The organism is Faecalibacterium sp. I4-3-84 (assembly GCF_023347255.1).
GTDB lineage: Bacteria > Bacillota > Clostridia > Oscillospirales > Ruminococcaceae > Faecalibacterium > Faecalibacterium taiwanense.
Genome location: NZ_CP094466.1, coordinates 153,378 through 173,874 on the forward strand (window position 1 = coordinate 153,378; position 20,497 = coordinate 173,874).

Sequence of the window (20,497 nt, forward strand, 5' to 3'; positions counted from 1 at the left end):
TTATTGTACCCGAAATGAGCTGTTTTTTCAATCATTTCCCTTAAACTTTTTGCCTGCACGCCGCATTTCGCACAGGCAGGATGCCAGCTGCGCCCCATCCAGCGGTGGAACGGGCAGCAGATTGAATCCCCCGGTCAGCAGATTTGCCGCCCAGAAGGCACTGCCGCGGATGGTCAGTTCCTGTTCCAGCCGCAGCGCCCAGATGCCTGCCAGCATGAAATTGACCGCCGGGCCTGCAGCAGCCAGCCAGAAGAGCCGCCCCGGTGAAAGGCCCCGGGCCGGAGCGTCCATCCGCATACAAAAGCCAGTCATGGTCACCTCAATGACCGGAAAGCGGCGCAGAAACACACAATACACCAGAATGTGCCCGCACTCGTGCAGGAACGCCGCCAGCAGCCCCAGCCGCAAAAAGCCGCTTGCATCAAAGTAGAGCAGAAAATACAGTGCGCTACACAAAAGCAGCGGGTCGCGGAACACCAGCGGCCCCAGCTGCCGGAAATCATGCAGCTTCATGAGGAAAGGCCCAGCGCATCCGCCGGGTCACAGGCTGTTCCCTTCCGGTACAGTTCAAAATGCAGGTGTGCTCCCGTAGCGCGCCCGCTGCGCCCTGCTGCGCCCAGCAGCTGCCCTGCTTCCACCACCTCGCCCGGGCGGACATAGGCGTACTGCAAATGGGCGTAAAGTGACTCGCTGCCATCTGTATGGAGAACACGCAGACAGGTGCCATAGCTTGTGCTGCGGTATGCCTGCACCACCGCACCGCCTTCCGCAGCAAGCACTTTTGTTCCCTCTGCACAGGCAAGATCAATGCCCTTATGGAACGTCCTTTCCCCGGTAAAAGGATCCTGCCGCCAGCCGTATCCGTCCGAAACACGGTACTGTGTGGTGTCCAGCGGGAAACAGAGCTTCCCCGTTTTTTTCTGCGCCCGCACCGGAAGCACCACGCACACCAGCAGTCCGGCTAAAACTGCCAGAAAAATCACCCTCCGTCTGGGCTGCTCCCTGCCGTGCCCGGCTCGTCCCCATCGCTTTGCCCGCACCTTCTGCCTCCTGCCTTCCGTTTGCTTTTTATTTATGCAGGCAAACACGCAAAAAGACCCGGCAGAGGGTTTGCTCTGTCGGGTCTTGCAAATATTATCTGCGTAACCTGAAGAAATCCAAAATCCGTTTCAGGCGGCTTCTGGGGGCGGGTGTCTCCACCACCACCGGCTTTATCGGCTTGGCTGCAGGGGCAGGCTGCGGCTCTGTACGCTTTTTATGATTGACCATCTGTTCCAGCTGGTCAAAACGGTCGCCGCTTTCCGGTGCCGCAGCAGATTCCGGGTGAGAAGCTTCTGCCTGTTTTGCAGCGGGAGCTACTTCCGTTTTCGCAGGTTCTGGCTTTTCTGCTTCGGCAGAAGGTTCAGGCTGTTTTTCCTGCGCAGCGGCAGAAAGCCTCCAAGGCTCCGGCTGCGTCCAGTCATTTTTCAACAGCTCATACATGCCCATCTGGCCGTTCACCAGTGCTTCGCCCTCAGCGGGCTTTACCTTCTGGTAGCTGCCGTCCGGGCGCATCTCGCGGGCATTGACGTTATCCCGCAGCTGCAGCTGCAGAATATCGGTAAGCTTCCGCACCAGCACGGGATCCTCCACGCGCACGCCCACCTCCACGCGGCACTCGGTGTTGCGGGTGAGGAAATCGCCGGATGCAATATAGATGCGGGTATGTGCACCATCGAAGAAGCTGTAAATGCGGCCATGCTCCAGATAACGACCCACAAGGCTGCGGATATGCAGGTTCTCCGTCTTGCCGGGCACGCCGGCGCGCACGCAGCAGATGCCGCGCACGATCATATCAATGCGCACACCGGCACAGCTGGCTTCCTGCAGCTTGAGGATGATATCCCGGTCGCTGATGGAATTGTTTTTCAGGATCATGGATGCCGGACGGCCCATGCGGGCGGCGGCAATGACACGATCCATCTCTTCCAGCAATACGCTCTTGAAGCGCAGCGGTGCTACCAGCATCCGGTCGCTCTCCTCCGTCAGCTTCTGCACGGCAAGGTTCTGGAACACATTGGAAGCTTCCTCGCCAATGCCATGGTCTGCCGTAATGAAGGAATAATCCGTGTAAAGCTCACTGGTCTTTTCGTTGTAGTTGCCGGTGCCGATCTGGGTGATATAAGAGTAGCCCTCTTTGCTCTTTTTGGTGATAAGGGTCAGCTTGGAGTGCACTTTGTAATCATCAAAGCCATAAATGACCGTGCAGCCTGCGCTTTCCAGCTGCTTCGACCAGTCGATATTGTTCTGCTCGTCAAAGCGGGCGCGCAGCTCCACCAGCGCCACCACCTCTTTGCCGTTCTCAGCGGCTTCCATCAGCGCCTGCACGATCTGGGACTCCCGCGCCATACGGTACAGCGTCATTTTGATGGAAATGACCTCAGGATCATGGGCAGCCTTTTTGAGCATGGCAATGAAGGGCCGGATGGACTGGTACGGATAGCTGAGCAGCACATCGTGCTTCTGCACCTCAGCGGCAAGGTCGTAGTCCGGCGGCGGCAGCATGGGCCGTGCAGCCGGGTAGAACAGTTCCGGCCGTTCCTCCGCTTCCATGCGGCCGGTGAGCTTGTAGAAAAAGCTCAGATCCAGCGGGCTTTTCTGCTCGAACACCCGTTTATGGGTGAGCAGCAGACGGTTGCACAGCAGGCGTTCTACCTCCGGGGCCGGGGCAGGCGTGATCTGCAGACGCACCGCAGCCAGCTTACGGCGGCGCTTGAGCAGCTCGGTCATGATCTCGCGGTAGTCGATATCATGATCCATCATGCCCTCTTTTACGTCGATATCCGCATTGCGGGTAACACGGAAGAGACATTTTTCCTGAATCGTCTCTTTGCCAAAGATGCTGGCCGCAAAGTGCAGCACCAGCTCTTCGGTAAGTGCAAACTGCGTTTCGCCGTCTTTTTTTACAACGTGCATCCGTTCCATCTGGCTGGAAATGGGAATGATGCCAAGGCTCTGCCCTGCCGGGTGTTTTTCCTTGAGCAGAACGCCAAGGTAAATCTCCTTATTGCGCAGGAATGGGAACGGATGGCGGTTATCCACGATCTGCGGGCTGAGGATGGGGAACAGCTCCGTTTGGAAGTACTTCTTCCAGAAGTGCTCGTCCTCCTTGGACAAGTGGTCAAGATCCACCTTGCGCCAGCCGCACTCCGCCAGTGCTTCCAGCGCCTTTGCGTAGTATTTATCGCACTCCTCCTGCAGCTGTGCCGTTTTGGGCATGATGGCAGTCAGCTGTTCCGCCGCGGACATGTTGGTCTTGTTTTCCCTCTTGACCTTTTTGCCCTGTTCCTGTTCCAGATTGGCGCGCTCCTGCAGAGAACCCACGCGCACCATAAAAAACTCGTCCAGATTGGAGCCGTAGATCGCAAGAAATTTGACCCGCTCTGCAAGCGGAACATTTTTATCCTTTCCCAGCGCAAGAACGCGCCGGTTGAAATCCAGCCAGCTCAGTTCCCGGTTGATAAAAATGGTATCGTCACTCATAATCATTCCCCTTTTTGCTGCGCCGGGCCGCCGGCTGCGGCTCAGCTCACGGTTGCCATTCCTGCCCAGGAATCCACAATGGTCTGTGTCAGGCCCGGAACATCGGCTGCATCTTCTACCCGTTCAAACGGGCCATTCTGCGTCCGGTAATCCAGAATCGTCTGTGCGCGCTTTTCCCCTACGCCCGGCAGTGTGCACAGCGCAGAGAGATCAGCAGTGTTCAGATCCACCAGCACATACTGTTCCAGCCCGGTCGTATCCGGCAGGACCTGCGGTTCGGCAGCCTGCAGCGGCACGGCAAAGCCAAAGGCCAGCACTGTGCACAAAACCACCGCCGCCAGCGACAGCGCAAGAAAGAGTTTTTCCTTCTTTTGCAGGACCAGAAGATGCGTTTCTCTCATTGTACCTGACTTTCCTCCAAAAAGAAAGGCTTCTGCGAAAGAATTTGCAGAAGCCTTGCACAAATTTTACGCCAAATTTTCAGCATCCCGCACCATACGGTACAGCACTTCCACTGCAGAACCTGCCGCAGCATCGGTCAAAGTGACCTTTTGGGCAGCAAGACGCAGCTCAGCCGGGGCATCCGCAGCTGCGGTGCTCTGGCTGGAAGCGCGCACCATGTCCAGCATAGGCAGCCCTCCGGCAAGTACCAGCACATCTTCCGGGTCGATGCCCACCGGCATACACACGGCATCCAGCATTTCACGGCCAGAGACGGTTCTGGGGGTCAGGATCAGCGTATCCGCTGCGGCACGCTCGCCCAGCAGCACCGCTGTGCGGTCGCCCAGAGATTTTTCCAGCAGCGAGATCATGGGCACTACCTTGCTGTCCTGATACAGCAACACCCGCAGCACTTCTTCCCCCTTGATGTCTGCCGCATTTGCCAGCAGATAAGGGGTCCATTCCTGCCGCAGATGACGCTCCAATGCCTCGCTCATGCGCAGCACGCGGGTAGTACCGTCGGTCATCTGCAGGGCAATGCCCACGCCCTCTGCCACCGGCAGGCGGGCGAACAGGTCGGCATCCTGCCCGGCAAAGGTGCACAGCGGCTGGCGGGTGCCATCGGAAAAATGGTAGGCCATGGCACCGCCGCACACCAGCGCAGGAGCACTGAGCCGCACACTGCCCAGAATGGACCGCACTGCCCGCGGCGTGCGCTGGGAAAACACCGTAAAACGTCCGCCACGGCGGACGAACAGCTGCAGCACATCCCGCACCACCTGCGTCAGGTTGCCGTCGGCACCCAAAAGCAGATGGTCCAGATCACACAGTACAAGCGTTGAAGAAAGATGGTTCATACCGTTCCCCTCCTGAGCGTTGCAAGAAAACGAGTGAAGTATTCCGGCAATTCCGAATCGAACCGCAGATGTTCGCCGGTGATCGGGTGCACAAAGCCCAGCGTTTTGGCGTGCAGGCACTGGCCGTGCAGGCTGGTGATGCAATTGTGCGGGCCATACACCGGGTCGCCCGCCACCGGGTGCTGGATGGATGCCATGTGCACGCGGATCTGATGGGTGCGGCCGGTCTTCAGGCGGCATTCCAGCATGGTAAAGTTGTTCAGCCGTTCCAGCACCTGATAGCCGGTATAGGCATATTTGGTGTGCGGCTCACTGGCCGGGTAGACCGCCATCTTTTTGCGGTCGGTCTTGCTGCGGCCCAGATTGCTTTCCACAAAGCCCTCATCTTGTGCAAAGCCGCCGTACACGATGGTGCGATACGCGCGCTCCACACTGTGCACCGCCATCTGCTGGGAAAGGCCGATGTGCGTTGCATCGTCCTTTGCCACCACCAGCAGTCCGCTGGTGTCCTTATCGATGCGGTGCACGATGCCGGGGCGAATCTCGCCGCCGATACCGGACAGGCTTCCCTTGCAGTGCCACAGCAGCGCGTTCACCAGCGTGCCGTCCGGGTTGCCGGGAGCCGGGTGCACCACCATGCCTTTGGGCTTGTTGACCACCAGCAGATGCTCGTCCTCATAGACGATTTCCAGCGGGATGTCCTGCGGCACGGCCTCAATGGGCTTTGCGTCCGGAATTTCCAAAACGATGGTGTCGCCCGCCTTGAGCTTCAGGCTTTTGGCGACCAGCTTGCCGTTGCACAACACATGACCGTCGGCCACCAGCGCCTGCAGAGCAGACCGGGAAAGGCCGGTGTCCTCGCCGCTCAGAAAGCGGTCGATGCGCTGGCCTGCCGTCTCCTGCTCCACCACAAATTCACGCTGTTCCATGGCTCACTGCTCCTTCGGGGACTGCCCGTTCTCAGCGTGCAGCTCTTCCAGAAAAATTACCAGCACCCAGAGGCCCACGCCCACACACACGCAGATATCCGCAAAATTGAACACCGCAAACTGCATGAACAGCAGATTGATGTAGTCCACCACCTCGCCGTTGAGCACACGGTCGATCAGGTTGCCGACACCGCCGGCAAGGATCAGCAGCAGTGCGGCCTGCTGCAGGTATCTGCCGCGGCTGCGGAAGAACAGCCCGTAGGCCACAAGGATCAGCGCTATGCTGGTAGCGATGATAAGGAACAGCTGCTTGCCGCTGAGCAGGCTGAACGCCATGCCCGGGTTGAGCACGAACCGCAGCTCCACCACATGGGGGATCAGCGGCATTGCACCAACGGGCTGCAGCACATTTGTGGCCCACAGCTTGATGACCTGATCGATGCCAATGAGTGCCGCAGCCGCGAGCAGATTAAAAACAACAAATGCCATAGGATACTCCCAAAATCATTCAGTATAAAAAACGGCGCTCCCCGGTATAAGGGAGCGCCGCCCTTTAAAACATTGTTTTATGCGGAACGCTTAGGCTTCCACAACGCTGGCGCAGCGTGCGCACAGGGTGGGATGTGCGGCATGGCTGCCGATGGAAGAAGAATACTTCCAGCAGCGCTCGCACTTTTCGCCGGTAGCATGTGCAGCAGCAACGCCCAGACCCTCGACAGCACTTGCAGCGCCGCCTTCGCCCTTGACCAGCTCTACCTGAGAGACGATCATCAGGTCGGCCAGCTCGTCCATGGGGATGCTGTTGAGCAGGCTGTACACAGTATCATTGCAGTACAGGGTGACGGCAGCCTCCAGAGAAGCACCGATGACCTTTTCGGCACGGGCCTGCTCCAGAACCTTCTTCACCTCATCACGGACGGCGATCAGCTGTGCCCACTTTGCCTTGAAGGCTTCATCGGCGGCATACTGGCCGGCCTTGGGCATCTCCTCAAAGACAACGTACTGGTTCATGCCCTCGGTCTTGGGCATGAAGTCCCAGATCTCCTGACTGGTGAAGCACAGGATGGGCGCAATGATCTTGTCCAGAGCCACAAGGATCTTGTACATGGTGGTCTGAGCAGCCTTGCGGCCTGCGCCGTTGGTGCAGTACAGGCGATCCTTGGTCACATCCAGATAGAAGTTGGACATTGCAACAACGCAGAAGTTGTACACTGCATGATAGACCTTGTTGAAGTCATACACAGCGTAGCCTGCGCTGGTGTTGACCATCAGGTCATCCAGAGCAGCCAGTGCCCAGCGGTCGATCTCCTGCAGCTGATCGTCAGCCACACAGTCGGTGTTGGGATCAAAGCCGTCCAGATTGCCCAGAATGAAGCGGGCGGTGTTGCGGATCTTGCGGTAAGCCTCGCTCAGCTGCTTGAAGATGTTCTTGCCGGCACGCACATCCACGGTGTAGTCGGAAGAAGCCACCCACAGACGGATGATATCAGCGCCGTAGTCCTTGATGATCTCGCTGGGCTCCACGCCGTTGCCGGCGCTCTTGTGCATCTGCTTGCCCTGCTCATCCACGACCCAGCCGTGGCACAGAACAGACTTATAGGGTGCGCAGCCCTTGCTTGCAACGCTGGTCAGCAGGCTGGACTGGAACCAGCCGCGGAACTGGTCGCCGCCTTCCATATACATATCAGCCGGGAAGCGCAGCTCGGGGCGCTCCTCCAGCACAGCAGCGTGGGTGGAGCCGGAGTCGAACCAGACATCCATGATGTCGGTGTCCTTGGTCCACTCGGAAGCACCGCACTTTTCGCACACTTCGCCTGCGGGGATGATCTGCTCGGCTTCGTACTTATACCATGCATCGGAACCTTCTTTGCGGAACAGGTCGCTGACAGCCTTGATGGTGGCATCGGTGATGTGGTAGGTGCCGCACTTCTTGCAATAAAATGCGGGGATGGGCACACCCCAGGTGCGCTGGCGGCTGATGCACCAGTCGTTGCGGTCGCGCACCATGCCCTTCATGCGGTCATGGCCCCAATCCGGCATCCAGGTAACGGTGTCGATGGCCTTGTAGACATCCTCGCGGAACTTTGCGATGGAGCAGAACCACTGTTCCGTTGCACGGAAGATGATGGGGTGATGGCAGCGCCAGCAGTGCGGGTACTGATGCTTGATGTGCACCTGACCCATGACAGCACCGGACTCGGTCAAATCGGCCAGAATGGTCTTGTTGGCAGCCCACACGCGCTGACCTGCATACTTACCGGCCAGCTCGGTCAGATAGCCGCCATCGTCCACGGGGACGGTGATGGGCACCTGCGGATACTTCTGGCAGACGTTGAAGTCGTCCACGCCGTGGCCGCCTGCGGTATGGACACAGCCGGAACCGCTTTCCAGCGTGACGTGATCGCCCAGAATGACCCAGCCCTCCTTGGGCAGGTAGACGTGGTTGTAGCGCATCAGCTCAAACTCGGCACCGGAGACCGGCTCACCCACGATCTCGTAGTTCTCGATGTGGCAGGCATCCATGACGCTCTTGACCAGTTCGGTGGCCATGATGTGGAACTCATCGCCGATCTTGACGAAGGAGTACTCGAACTGGCCGTTCAGACAGATCGCCTCGTTAGCGGGCAGAGTCCAAGTGGTGGTGGTCCAGATGACGAAGTAGGTCTTGTCCATCGGGATGCCGTGCTTTGCCAGCACACCGTTGGGGTCCTGAGAGACGTGGAAACGCACGAAGATGGAATCGCAGTCGTCCTCGCCGTACTCAATCTCGGCCTCTGCCAGAGCCGTGCGGCAGTCCGGGCACCAGTACACGGGCTTCAGGCCCTTGTAGATGTAGCCCTTCTTTGCCATCTCGCCAAAGATCTCGATCTGGCGTGCCTCGAACTCAGGCTTCAGGGTCAGATACGGATGCTCGAAATCGCCGATAACGCCCAGACGCTTGAACTGGTCGCTCATGATATCGATGTGCTCAGTAGCAAACTTTTCGCAGATCTGGCGCAGTTCCAGCTTGGAAATGTCCTTTTTCTTATCACCGACGGAGGACAGAGCCTTCAGCTCGATGGGCAGGCCGTGGGTATCAAAGCCGGGCACATAGGGAGCCTGGAAACCCTCCATGTTCTTATCGCGGATAATGATATCCTTGATGATCTTGTTCAGGGCAGTACCCATGTGGATATTACCGTTTGCGTACGGAGGGCCGTCGTGCAGGATGAACTGCGGCTTGCCCTCGTTGTGCTTCATGAGCTGATTGTACAGGTCGTTGTCGTCCCAATCCTTCAGCATGACCGGCTCCTTCTTGGGCAGGCCGGCACGCATTTCAAACAGGGTCTTGGGCAGGTTCAGAGTACTATCGTACTGCGATTTGTTCTTAGCCAATGGTTTACACTCTCCTCTATATTTCCTTATGGGGTTGCCTTACTCGCTGAACTTGACACCCTGAAAAGCATCGTAGTCTGGCTCGTCCGGCTTAAAATCAGCAGGAGGCGCGGGCGGCGGGTCCAGCTTGAGCTGGCTCTCATCCTTTGCCCAGAAATCCTCGCTGCTGTCAGCTGCCTTGTCGTCGTCATTTTCAACAACGGCAGCAGGTTCTGCATCTTCCTGTGCGGGCTGTGCAGGCTCTGCTTCCGGCTCCTGCACGTCCGCTGCCTGCGGCTGGGCTGCAGCGGCAGGCTCACTTTCCTCTGCAGCAGGCTCTGCCTGTTCGGCATCCTGTGCAGCCGTTTCCTTCTGGAACTCCGGCAGACGGCTCAGAGACTCCACATGGCTGCGGTACAGGTTGAGCACGTCAGACTTGAAGCGGGTCACTTCCAGACGCACGCGGTCATACTCGCGCTCCTCTGCAAGGCGCTTCTCGTTTGCTTCGTTCTCGATCTCGTCTGCACGGTCGTTTGCCTTCTGCAGCAGTTCGTTGGCATCGCGGATGATATCATCACCGCGCAGATTTGCACGATGGATGATCTCTTCTGCTTTCTGGTTTGCTTCGCGGATGACATTTTCGCCCATGCGCTGTGCATTGATCAGCGCACTCTTGAGCATTTCACCATCTGCCTCAAAGCTCTTCAGTTCATCGTGCAGCTTCTGGTTTTCAGCAGTCAGGTCCGCAATCTGCTTGCGAAGCTGTTCCGCCTGCGCATCGTCTTCCCGCAGCTGTTCTTCCACCTTATCCAGAAAACGGTCTACGTCCTCTGTGCGGTAGCCGCGGAGGTTTTTCTCAAATTGCACAGAACGGACATCCTGCGGAGTCAGCATAGTCATTTCCTCCCGTTGCTTTTAATATTGAAAAAATTCGATGATCGACCGATCTTTTCTGCTTTTGCCGGGCAGTGCAGTCAGGTTGAAGCGGCCCTTGCCGCGCACCGTGAACACATCGCCCTCATATACCTGCGCATGAGGTTTATCCGCCGGCAGGTGGTTGATCTCCACCCTGCCCGCCTCGATCAGTTCCGAAGCCTGTCCTCGGCTGCAGTGCAGCATAGCTGCCAGCACAGCGTCCAGCCGCAGGGACGATACCGTTGCACTGTGCATCTCACGCTCCGCCTGCGGAAACTGCGGCACCTCGTCCAGCGTCAGCAGTTCCGTGGTCAGCTCCGTGTGTCCAGCCTGAAACAGTTCCCGGCAGATCAGCTGTGCTGCCGGTTCCAGCGCAAACACATAAGCTGTGCCCGGCTGATCCTCCGGCAGAACGATATCTCCCAGCGCCTCGCGCCGCAGCTCAAGGCCCATCAGACTGCCCAGGTAATCCTTGTGGGCGGGCAGCGCAGCTCCCGCCTGTGCACGGCATTGCAGCCGCACACAGCAGATGGGTGCTTCGCCGCAGCTGTACTCCGGCTCGATACAGAGCACTCTGCGCTCCGCATTCAGCCAGCCGCCCTCAAACCGGAAGCTCTCCTGCACACCGGCACGGCCCAGTGCCGCGCGGGCCAAGTCCTGCTCGCGGTCACTCAGGAAAGCCGAATACCGCGCAATGTCCCGGGAAAAGGCCGTGTGGGCCAAGTCCTCGATATGGCGCATGAGATAGCGTTCTTCATCGGTACGCGCAGGGATGAACCCGCGCGCCGCCTTGGGCTGCGGATCAATAGAACGCGCCATTGTTCTCCAGCTCGTCCAGCAGATCACCCATGATATCCACGTTGTACGGAGTGATGATGAAGGTGCTGTTGGCCACGCGCTTGATCTGGCCATTGTTTGCATATGCAACACCGGACAGGAAGTCCACCAGACGGCGGGACACTTCCTTGTTGGTGGACTCCAGATTGAGCACCACGGTGCGCTTGTTGTTCAGGTGGTCAGCAATGGTACTGGCATCCTCAAAACGCTCAGGCTTGACCAGAACGACCTTGAGCTGAGTGGTGGCATTGATGTTGACCACCTTGCCGTTCTTCTTGGCACCCTCAACAGGCTCTTCATTTTCGTCGTCAGCACCAAGGCCGATGCCATTGTTATTGTTTACCATCTGGGGGCCATCGTCAATGTACTGATCCTCGTAATCGTCTTCCTGGTCAAACAGACCTTTCTTAATGCTGTCAAGCAAAGACATACAATCTGCTCCTTTCATTCGGGCAGCATGGCGCTGCCTGGCGTTCTTTGCAAATAGATGCAAATAATAGCTTTATCTATTATCGGATTTTTTGCCTCAGATGTCAATAACTACAAAAGCTTTCCATCATACAAATTTTGTCCGGAAACGATTATTTCGTCATATAGCCTCACCTTGCTGACCGAGCCCTCGGTCCCTTCGGGCAGAACAAGGATGTAATCGCCGTCCGTGATGAGGGGATGGTCTGCGTCCACCGGGTCGATCCGGCAGAAGCGGGCAATGTTGCCAAGTTTCACGTACACACCGGGAATGTAGTTTTCGCCCTGCGTTTGTGCCTCGGTGCCATCCTCTTTCAAATAGTGCACAGCCGCAGCAGGCACCCGCAGGCCGCTGCGCTCTCCTACCGAGATGCGTGCTGCAGCCCGGTTCAGGCAAAGCACATCGCCGTTGATGGAGTTGCAAGCAAGCACAAAGCGGGCAAGGCCGCTGTCCTGATCGATCTCCACCTCGGTGACGGTGGCCTTGAGGCTGTTCTCCACCTGACCCGGGAAGCTGATCTCCACCGCTGTGCTCAGCGGCTTGCCGTTCTGACCCAGCAGCTTTTCGCCCTGCTTTGCAGTGCACACACCCACATAGCGCCATGTGAACCCTGCCACGATCTTACCGGCGCAGCCGTCCAGTGCCAGCACTGGGTCGGACTGCAGATAGCCCTGCAGCTCCTGTGCATTCAGTGCAAGGATATCATCGGCACTGGCATTGAGCCGTCCGCTGCTGGAAGAGCGCACAAAATAGCCGGTCTGCGGTGCAGTGATCTGCGCCGGGCTGCCCAGCTGCGCCTGCACGCTCTGGGACTGCTGGACCAGCGCAGTGATCTGATCGGTAAAGTTTGCAGCTTCGCCCGTTACCACCCAGAGCTTGTTCTGGGCCAGCAGGTAGGCATTGGCATCATCATCCACCGCTTCATAATCGCTGTCGTCCAGCGTATCCAGCAGGTCATACAGCGCAGAAGAACGTTCTTTTAAAAGGGTATCCAGCTGCAGCGCAGAAGTGTTCTGCGATTTCTGCAGCAGGTCGATCTGATCATTCAGCTGGTTCAGCTGCAGGCGCAGCGAAGCCTGCGAAGCGTTGCTGTACACCTCTGCCACTGCGGTGCCCGCTGAAACGCGCTCGCCGTCGGCAGCAAGATATCCAAGGTTTCCGCTGCCTGCCACATAGCTTTCGTCGAACAGCAGAACTCCGTCGGCTTCCACCGTATCCGAAATGACCGCAGGCAGCGCAGTCTCATAAACATTCTGCGGGAACAGGATATGTGCGGCCTGATACACCACATAAATTGCTGCCAGCAGCAGAAACGCGATCAGCACGCCTGCCAGAGTGGTAAGCACATGCGGCGCATGGCGTTCCTTCTGGGTCTCATCCGGCATATCGATCATCCTTTCGCTAAAAATTCGCTCGTTTTGCGGATGGCAGTCTGCACTGCATCCGGTGCACCGGCATCCAGCCAGACCACACCGTCCATATGGCGGAACCAGGTCAGCTGGCGCTTGGCATAGTTGCGGGACGCCTGCTTGAGCTTTTCCGTGCAGGCTTCCAGTGGAGCCGTCTGCTCAAAATACGGAAAGAACTCCTTGTATCCGATGGCCTGCGCTGCCGTGCGGAAGCTTTCCCGGTTCTGCCAGACATGCTCCGCTTCCTTTATAAGGCCCGCTTCCAGCATTTTGTCCACACGCAGGTCAATGCGGCGGTAAAGTACCGCGCGCTCTGGGAAATCCAGACCGAGGATCAGGCTGCGGTAGGGCCGCTCCGGTGGGAGAGACTCCGCCTTCTGTTCGCTCAGCTTTTTGCCGGTGGCACGATAATGTTCGAGTGCGCGCAGCACCCGCACCTGATTGTTCGGGTGGATAGCCGCAGCAGCTTCCGGGTCGGCCTGCTTCAGTTCTTCGTACATGGCAGCACCGCCTTTTGCAGCCAGTTCCGCCGCCAGCTGCTCCCGCAGACCGGCAGGTGCTTTTTCCTCTGTAAAGCGCACCCCATACAGAAAGCTCTGAACATACAGCCCTGTGCCGCCCACAAGGATGGGCAGCTTCTTCCGGGCAGAGATCTCTTCTTCCAGCTTTCCGGCCATGGCGGTAAAGTCTGCCACGCTGAAAGCCTTGTCCGGCGTAAGGATATCCACGCCGTGATGCGGGATACCGCAGGTCTCCTCCGGTGTCACCTTTGCCGTGCCTATGTCCAGACCTTTATAGATCTGCATGGAATCACAGCTGATGACCTCGCCGGAAAAATGTTTTGCAAGCTCTACGCCCAACGCCGTCTTTCCGGTTGCGGTAGGGCCGACGACGGCCACCACGGGATGTTTATACGATGCGTCCAAACTGCTTTTCCAGCTCCTTCCGGGTCAATTTGAGTACGCAGGGGCGGCCATGCGGGCAGAACGGCGGCACCTCGCCGGAAAGGATCTTTTCGGCCAGCGCCAGCAGTTCCTGCGGCGAGGACTTGTCCCCCGCCTTGATGGCTGCACGGCAGGAGATAGAATGCAGCACCCACTCGGTGTGCTCGTTCAGCGCATCATGGCCGCCCTTGAGCAGCTTATTTGCGATCTCCACCAGCAGGCTTTCGGCATTCTGCGGCTCCACATCTGCGGGCACCGCGCGCAGCACCACGGTATTGCCGCCAAAGTCCGCGATTTCAAGGCCCGCATTTTCCAGCAGAGGAATGTTATCCAGCAGGGCCTGCTTTTCCTCCGCAGCAAGGTCGATGGCAGCAGGCTCCAGCAGCATCTGGCTGGGCACATTGCCATAGTTCGCGGCCAGTTTTTCGTACAGCTGGCGCTCGTGGGCAGCGTGTTTATCGATCAGGCACAGCTCGTCGCCGCGTTCTGCAAGGATATATGTTCTGAACACCTCGCCCACATAGCGCAGCGGCTCCGGCTGATCCGCCGTCGGATCAAAGTTCATCTGCTCCGGCTCGGCCAGTACAGTTTCCTGTTCTGCCGCTTCCGGCGCATCCGGTTCTGTTTCTACATAAGGTGCACTCTCAGGTTCTTCCTTTGGTGCTTCCTGCGCAGGGTTCCACGCTGCCATATGGTCCTGAGGCGAATGCAGTTTTGTTTCACCAAATTCCGGTTCCACATCCAGCTGTGTTTCACTTGCCGCCGCACGGAACGGCTCTGGTGCCTTTGTCGTTTCCAGCTTCGGGCTGTGAAGGGTCACGAACGGATCAAGCATATCCTCGTTCTGAGCACTGCCTTTCCAGCGCGGCACACTGGGTGCTGTCGGTATTTGCATTGCAGCAGACGGGGCAGGCTGCTGCGGTGCTGCGGCGGGTTTTGCCGGTTCCCAGTGCTGCTGTGGCAGAACGCCCGGGTCTGCCTGCCCCCGAATGATCGCGGAAAGACCTGTAAAGTTATTGTTCTTTACATCATTTTTGATTATATCAGTGTCTTTTTTTAAATTTTCAGCTTTTTCTTCTTTGTCTGCTTCAAAAGTAAAAAGCCGTTCACCGGTGCCGGGCTGAGCCAATGCCAGCTTGACGGCATGATACACCACATCAAAAACATCATTTTCGCGGGCAAAGCGGGCTTCGATCTTGGCCGGATGCACATTGACATCCACAAGGTCGGCCGGCATTTCCAGCAGCAGAATGCCGCCCGGGAACTTGCCCTGCATCATGGTACCCTTGAACGCCATCTCCATACCGGCCATCATGGTGCGGTTGCGCACATAGCGGCCATTGATGTAAAAATGCTGCATGCTTCGGCTGGCGCGGCAGCTTTTGGGCGGGGTGACCAGACCGGTGATGCGGTACACGCCCTCCTGATTTTTCAGCTCAATGAGGTCCCGGCTGAACTCCCGGCCCAGCACCGCATAGGCTGCACCGCGCAGCTGGCCGTCGCCGGGCGTGACATACTGCAGCTTGCCCTCACGGATGAATTTGACGCTGACTTCCGGGTGGCTGAGCGCTACATGGGTAACTGTATCCGACACAAAGGTGCCCTCGGAGGAGTCCTTTTTGAGGAACTTCATGCGGGCAGGCGTGTTGTAAAACAGATCCTTTACCCGGATGGTGGTGCCCACAGCTCTGGCACCCGGCTCACGGGAGACCTCTTCCCCGCCCTCAATGCGGTAGACCGTGGCAAACTCGTCCACCTCGGTTCGGGTGGTCAGCTCTACACGGGCCACGCTGGCAATGGATGCCAGTGCTTCACCGCGGAAGCCAAGCGTATGGATGTTGGTCAGATCGTCCGGTGTTTCAATTTTGCTGGTGGCGTGGCGGATAAACGCCGTGGAGATATATTCTGCCTCGATGCCGGTGCCGTTATCGCTGATTTCGATCAGCTTAACGCCGCCGGATTCAATGCTGACGGTCACCTGCGTGGCACCGGCATCAATGGAGTTTTCCAGCAGCTCCTTAACAACGGATGCCGGACGCTCGACCACCTCACCGGCTGCGATCAGCTCGGCTGTGTGCTTATCCAGAACATGGATCACTGCCATGGTGTTTTCCCTCCTTGTATGGTCTGGGTCAGGTAGAGCAGTTTCATCTGTTCAGGCTGCCCTTCAGGGTCTTTTTCAGCTCGTAGAGGAAGTTCAAAGCCTCAATGGGGGTGAGTGTTTCCACATCCAGAGCTTCCAGCTTGTCCATCATCTCGCTGGGCACAGCCGGAGAGTTATACTCCTGCAGGGCATCAAAATCCATCTGCTCTACTTTATTTTTAGGTGCAGTTGCTTCCAGCGCGCGCAGCACCTCATGGGCGCGGCGGGTCACACTGCCGGGCAGGCCTGCCAGCTTTGCCACCTCGATGCCGTAGCTGTCATCCGCCGGGCCGCGCACGATGCGGCGCAGGAAGGTGATGTCCTCGCCGCGTTTTTTTACTGCAATATTGTAGTTTTTTACGCCGTCCACGCCGCCTTCCAGCTCGGTCAGCTCGTGGTAGTGGGTGGCAAACAGAGTCTTGCAGCCAAGGCCCTTGGCGGGGTCTGCAATGTGCTCCACTACGGCGCGGGCAATGCTCATACCGTCAAAGGTGGAAGTGCCGCGGCCGATCTCGTCCAGCACCACAAGGCTTTTGGCGGTGGCATTTTTCAGGATCTCCGCTACCTCGGTCATCTCCACCATAAAGGTGGACTGACCGGCAGACAGATCGTCCGACGCACCGATGCGAGTGAAAATGGCATCCACCACACCCACATGGCAGCTGGAAGCCGGTACAAAGGAGCCGATCTGCGCCATCAGCGCAATCAGTGCATTCTGGCGCATGTACGTAGATTTACCTGCCATGTTGGGGCCGGTGATGATCAGGCAGCGGTCTGCACCGCAGTTCAGGGTGGTATCATTGGGTACAAACAGGCTGCCTTTCAGCATCTGCTCCACCACAGGGTGACGGCCCTCGGTGATGGTCAGCTCGTCACTGTCGTCCACGATGGGACGGCAGTAGTTGTTTTCCGCTGCCACCTGCGCCAGCGCCGTGAGCACATCCAGCTGGGCCACCGCATTGGCCGTGCGCTGGATGCGGTCCAGCTGAGCGCTGATGCTTTCCAGCAGTTCGCTGAACAGGCGGTGCTCCAGCGTGATGAGCCGTTCGTGGGCACCTAAGATCTTGCTTTCCAGCTCTTTCAGTTCCTGCGTGATGTAGCGTTCGCCGGAAGTCAGGGTCTGCTTGCGGATGTAGGTCTCCGGCACCATGCTCTTATAGGAGTTGCTTACCTCGATGAAGTAGCCAAACACGTGGTTATAGCCGATCTTCAGCTTGGGGATGCCGGTCTCCTGCCGCAGGCGGGCTTCCAGCTGCGCCAGAACGCCCTTGGTATTGTCGCGGATGGAGCGCAGCTCGTCCACCTCGGCATGGTAGCCTTTGGCAATGACACCGCCATCCTTGAGGGTAGAGGGCGCTTCCGGGTCCACCGCCGCATAAATACGGGCCTTGATGTCCTCCAACGGATCGATCTGTACTGCCAGTTCAGCAAGCTCCGGGCAGCCGCAGGCCTCAGCCTGCCTGCGCAGGCCGGGCAGCCGGTCGCAGGTCTGGGCCAGCGTATAGATCTCCTTGGGTGTGGCAGAGCCGTAAACCGTGCGGGTCATCAGGCGTTCCATATCCGCAATGTAACCCAGCTCTTCGGTCAGGTCGCCGCGGGCCATGGTCTGCTTGACAAGGCTCTCCACAGCGTTCAGGCGGTGGTTGATGAGTGCACTGGAAATAAGCGGCTGCTCGATCCAGCTGCGCAGCATACGCTTGCCCATAGATGTACTGGTCTTATCCAGCACCCAAAGCAGCGTGCCCCGCTTTTCGCGGCCGCGCAGCGTCTCGGTCAGCTCCAGATTGGCGCGGGTCACGGGCGAAAGACGCATGAACTGGGCCTTATTATAGGTTATGACCGTTTTCAGACGTTCCACGCCCTTGATCTGGGTATCGTGCAGATATTCCAGCAGTGCCGCCATGGCAAAGCGCACAAGGCCGTCCGCTGCAATGCCGGTGGTCTGCGCCCAGTCGCGGCCAAACTGGTTTTCCAGCGATGCCGCCACAAGGCCCGGTGCATAGCGTTCCTCTTCGATCAGCTCCACCGAACAAGTCATATTCTTTTTGATGTACGCTGTCACCTCGCGGCAGTCCAGCAGACCCGGATTCATCAGCACTTCGCTGGGATGGTAGCGGCACAGCTCCGTAATGACCGCCGGGGCGATCTTGTCTGCATCCAGCTCTGTGATATGGGCCGTGCCGGTAGAGACATCCGCAAAGCACAAACCTGCTTTCTTTCCTTTGAGGAAGATACTGGCAATGTAGTTATTGCGGTCATCCTGCAGCATACTGCTCTCAATGACCGTGCCGGGTGTGACCACGCGGATGATGTCCCGCTTGACAAGGCCCTTGGCCTTGGCCGGGTCTTCCACCTGCTCACAGATGGCTACTTTGTAGCCCTTGGCGATCAGCCGCGCCACATAGCCCTCGTAGCTGTGGAAGGGCACGCCGCACATGGGCGCTCGCTCTTCCATGCCGCACTGCTTGCCGGTCAGAGTCAGGTCCAGTTCCTTGGATGCCGTCAGGGCATCGTCAAAGAACATCTCGTAAAAATCGCCGATGCGGTAAAACAGAATTTCGTCCTTATGTTGTTTTTTGATCTCAAGATATTGCTGCATCATGGGCGACAGCTCTGCCATGGTTTACCCTCTCTCCCGTTCTATGGTTCTGTGCACAAGTTTGCGGCTTGTAACCGCTTTTGCAAACAAAACGCGGTCTGTTTTGCACAGCCGCGTTTTGTTTTTGCCGGTTTTAGTGGCAGCCGCCGCAGGTGGAGCAGCTGCCGGTGCAGGAAGCAGAAGGCTCCTGTACCGTCATGGGGTCGCCGCCATTCATGGCAGTGTTGATGATGGCATCAATATAGTTCACAAGGTTCTCGCAGTCACGCTTGGCCTCGTTGTAAGCCACCATGCCTTCGTTGCCCATGATCTGGCCGTACAGGCTGTTCACCTTTTCGTTCAGTTCGGCGATGCGGGCATCGTTGCGCTCACTCTTGCCGATCTCGTTGTTCAGATCCATGCGGGCGAGGTTGAACTCGCCGATCAGGTTCTGCAGCTCTTCGTCCTTATCGTTTGCCTTGCGGGTCTGATCCAGAACGAGGTAGCGGCTATCGGTCTGCAACGCAACGGCTGCGCGCTTGAAAAGATCAATGCAATCCATTTGAATGGTCTCCTTCTTATTTATATGTTCAGGGGCACTGCCCCGGAATCACTCAGGCAAGCTCACCCAGCAGCACAGTCGCCCGTGCGCCCGTGAGATGTACGTTGGCATAGCTGCCCATCAGGGAAGCGTCTGCCGTGAACTCCACCGTCAGGTTGTTGTCCAGACGGCCGGAGAGGGTGCCCTCACTGCGTCCAAAGCCCTCTACCAGCACCTTCACGGTTTGGCCCACCTGCGCCTTGACCAGTGCCATGGCGATCTCGTCCTGCAGCTTGAGCAGGCGGGTCATGCGGTCGGTCTTTTCCTTGCGGGGGGTGGGATCGGGCATTTCGGCAGCCTTGGTGCCGGTGCGCTTGGAATAGATAAAGGTGAACAGCTGCATATAGCCCACCTTCTGCACCAGTTCCAGCGTCTTTACAAAGTCCGCTTCGGTCTCGCCGGGGAAGCCAACGATGATGTCACTGGAAAAGGTGATGCCGGGCACCGTTTTGCGGGCGTATTCAACGAGTTCAAGATACTGTTCCACGGTGTAGTGGCGGTTCATCTTCTTCAGCAGTTCATCGGAGCCGCACTGCACCGGCAGGTGCAGGTGCTTGCACAGCTTCGGCTGGGCGGCAATGGTGTCGATCAGCTTGTGACTGGCATCCTTGGGGTGGCTGGTCATAAAGCGGATGTGGTAATCGCCAGGCACCGTGCACAGCAGGTTGAGCAGATCAGAAAAGTCCACCTTTTCTTCCAGACCCTTGCCGTAGCTGTTGACGTTCTGTCCCAGCAATGTGATCTCCTTATAGCCTGCCTCCACAAGACCACGGAACTCAGCAAGGATATCTCCGGGCTTGCGGCTCTTTTCGCGGCCGCGCACATAGGGCACGATGCAGTAGGTGCAGAAGTTGTCGCAGCCGTACATGATGGGCAGCCATGCGCGGAACTCACTCTCACGCCGGATGGGGATATTCTCCACGATGACCGGGCGCTGGGCGGGCTCCATCAGCACACGCTTATGCTTCTGCAGCTTCTGGGCAATGAGCTGCGGCAGGGTGTCGATGCCATCCACGCCAAACACAAGGTCTACATAGGGGTAACTCTTGCGCAGCTTTTCTACCACGTGCTTCTGGTTGGCCATGCATCCGCACAGGCCGATGATGAGATCATGCTTTTTTTCCTTGAGTCCCTTCAGGGCACCTACGTTGCCGAACACACGCTGCTCGGCATGCTCACGCACGGCGCAGGTGTTGAAGAGGATCAGGTCTGCATCCTCGGGCTTATCGCACAGGCCATAGCCGATGTCCATCAGCACGCCCTTGATCCGCTCGCCGTCGTTCACGTTCTGCTGACAGCCATAGCTGTGCACAAAGGCCAGCGGCGGCGTATCATAGGCCTGCTTTACCAGCTCAGCGGCAATGTTATTATGTTCAAAACTAATGTATTCCAATCAAACCATCCTTCTCCGCCGGACCGAAGTGCCCTGTGCGGCGAAAATCTACTTGCACTTTCTGAAAAGAGCCTTCTCTATAGTATACCCTGTTTATACGCTCCG

The 20,497-nt window shown here is 57.8% G+C and carries 17 protein-coding genes; all 17 read right to left on the reverse strand.

What is annotated here, in order from left to right; translation table 11 throughout:
• Positions 1 to 27: 27 nt before the first annotated feature.
• The 17 genes from MTP41_RS00840 to miaB all read right to left on the reverse strand — a co-directional run bounded on the left by MTP41_RS00840 (position 28) and on the right by miaB (position 20,392).
• Positions 28 to 513, reverse strand: coding sequence for a peptidase (locus MTP41_RS00840; RefSeq protein WP_249235970.1), 486 nt, complete (start codon positions 511 to 513; stop codon positions 28 to 30).
• Entirely contained in the window at positions 510 to 1,040 is a 531-nt protein-coding gene (locus MTP41_RS00845) for a M23 family metallopeptidase (RefSeq protein ID WP_249235971.1), read from the reverse strand. Before MTP41_RS00845 ends, MTP41_RS00840 begins: the two co-directional genes overlap by 4 nt.
• A gap of 94 nt (positions 1,041 to 1,134) precedes the next feature.
• Positions 1,135 to 3,522: a polyphosphate kinase 1 gene (gene ppk1, locus MTP41_RS00850; RefSeq protein ID WP_249235972.1), complete on the reverse strand. Its 2,388-nt coding sequence runs from the start codon at positions 3,520 to 3,522 to the stop codon at positions 1,135 to 1,137.
• A 41-nt stretch (positions 3,523 to 3,563) separates the two neighbouring features.
• Positions 3,564 to 3,923 (reverse strand): ComEA family DNA-binding protein, encoded by a 360-nt coding sequence (locus MTP41_RS00855; protein ID WP_118527364.1) that lies wholly within the window; start codon positions 3,921 to 3,923, stop codon positions 3,564 to 3,566.
• A 66-nt stretch (positions 3,924 to 3,989) separates the two neighbouring features.
• A complete protein-coding gene (locus MTP41_RS00860) occupies positions 3,990 to 4,820 on the reverse strand; it encodes an HAD family hydrolase (RefSeq protein WP_249235973.1) in 831 nt (276 codons plus the stop codon).
• A complete protein-coding gene (locus MTP41_RS00865; protein ID WP_249235974.1) occupies positions 4,817 to 5,749 on the reverse strand; it encodes an RluA family pseudouridine synthase in 933 nt (310 codons plus the stop codon). The genes MTP41_RS00860 and MTP41_RS00865 overlap by 4 nt, the downstream gene beginning before the upstream one ends.
• Positions 5,750 to 5,752: 3 nt before the next feature.
• Positions 5,753 to 6,238, reverse strand: coding sequence for a signal peptidase II (lspA, locus tag MTP41_RS00870; protein ID WP_120020209.1), 486 nt, complete (start codon positions 6,236 to 6,238; stop codon positions 5,753 to 5,755).
• Between the two features lie 90 nt (positions 6,239 to 6,328).
• A complete protein-coding gene (gene ileS / locus MTP41_RS00875) occupies positions 6,329 to 9,124 on the reverse strand; it encodes an isoleucine--tRNA ligase (RefSeq protein WP_120020208.1) in 2,796 nt (931 codons plus the stop codon).
• A gap of 39 nt (positions 9,125 to 9,163) precedes the next feature.
• The gene (locus MTP41_RS00880) at positions 9,164 to 9,997 is read right to left on the reverse strand and encodes a DivIVA domain-containing protein (protein ID WP_242959295.1); all 834 of its coding nucleotides are present in this window, start codon (positions 9,995 to 9,997) and stop codon (positions 9,164 to 9,166) included.
• 21 nt (positions 9,998 to 10,018) lie between these two features.
• Positions 10,019 to 10,837 (reverse strand): S4 domain-containing protein, encoded by an 819-nt coding sequence (locus MTP41_RS00885; RefSeq protein ID WP_249235975.1) that lies wholly within the window; start codon positions 10,835 to 10,837, stop codon positions 10,019 to 10,021.
• Entirely contained in the window at positions 10,821 to 11,285 is a 465-nt protein-coding gene (locus MTP41_RS00890; protein ID WP_044953672.1) for a cell division protein SepF, read from the reverse strand. Before MTP41_RS00890 ends, MTP41_RS00885 begins: the two co-directional genes overlap by 17 nt.
• A gap of 110 nt (positions 11,286 to 11,395) precedes the next feature.
• Positions 11,396 to 12,709, reverse strand: coding sequence for an HlyD family efflux transporter periplasmic adaptor subunit (locus MTP41_RS00895; protein ID WP_243089035.1), 1,314 nt, complete (start codon positions 12,707 to 12,709; stop codon positions 11,396 to 11,398).
• A 5-nt stretch (positions 12,710 to 12,714) separates the two neighbouring features.
• Entirely contained in the window at positions 12,715 to 13,635 is a 921-nt protein-coding gene (gene miaA, locus MTP41_RS00900; protein ID WP_097777813.1) for a tRNA (adenosine(37)-N6)-dimethylallyltransferase MiaA, read from the reverse strand.
• Positions 13,636 to 13,642: 7 nt separating this feature from the next.
• Positions 13,643 to 15,781, reverse strand: coding sequence for a DNA mismatch repair endonuclease MutL (mutL, locus tag MTP41_RS00905; RefSeq protein WP_249235976.1), 2,139 nt, complete (start codon positions 15,779 to 15,781; stop codon positions 13,643 to 13,645).
• A gap of 43 nt (positions 15,782 to 15,824) precedes the next feature.
• Positions 15,825 to 18,440 (reverse strand): DNA mismatch repair protein MutS, encoded by a 2,616-nt coding sequence (gene mutS, locus MTP41_RS00910; RefSeq protein ID WP_249235977.1) that lies wholly within the window; start codon positions 18,438 to 18,440, stop codon positions 15,825 to 15,827.
• A gap of 112 nt (positions 18,441 to 18,552) precedes the next feature.
• On the reverse strand, positions 18,553 to 18,960 hold the full coding sequence (locus MTP41_RS00915; protein WP_097775655.1) for a YlbF family regulator: 408 nt from the start codon (positions 18,958 to 18,960) through the stop codon (positions 18,553 to 18,555).
• A gap of 52 nt (positions 18,961 to 19,012) precedes the next feature.
• Positions 19,013 to 20,392, reverse strand: coding sequence for a tRNA (N6-isopentenyl adenosine(37)-C2)-methylthiotransferase MiaB (gene miaB, locus MTP41_RS00920; protein WP_249235978.1), 1,380 nt, complete (start codon positions 20,390 to 20,392; stop codon positions 19,013 to 19,015).
• Positions 20,393 to 20,497 lie beyond the last annotated feature (105 nt).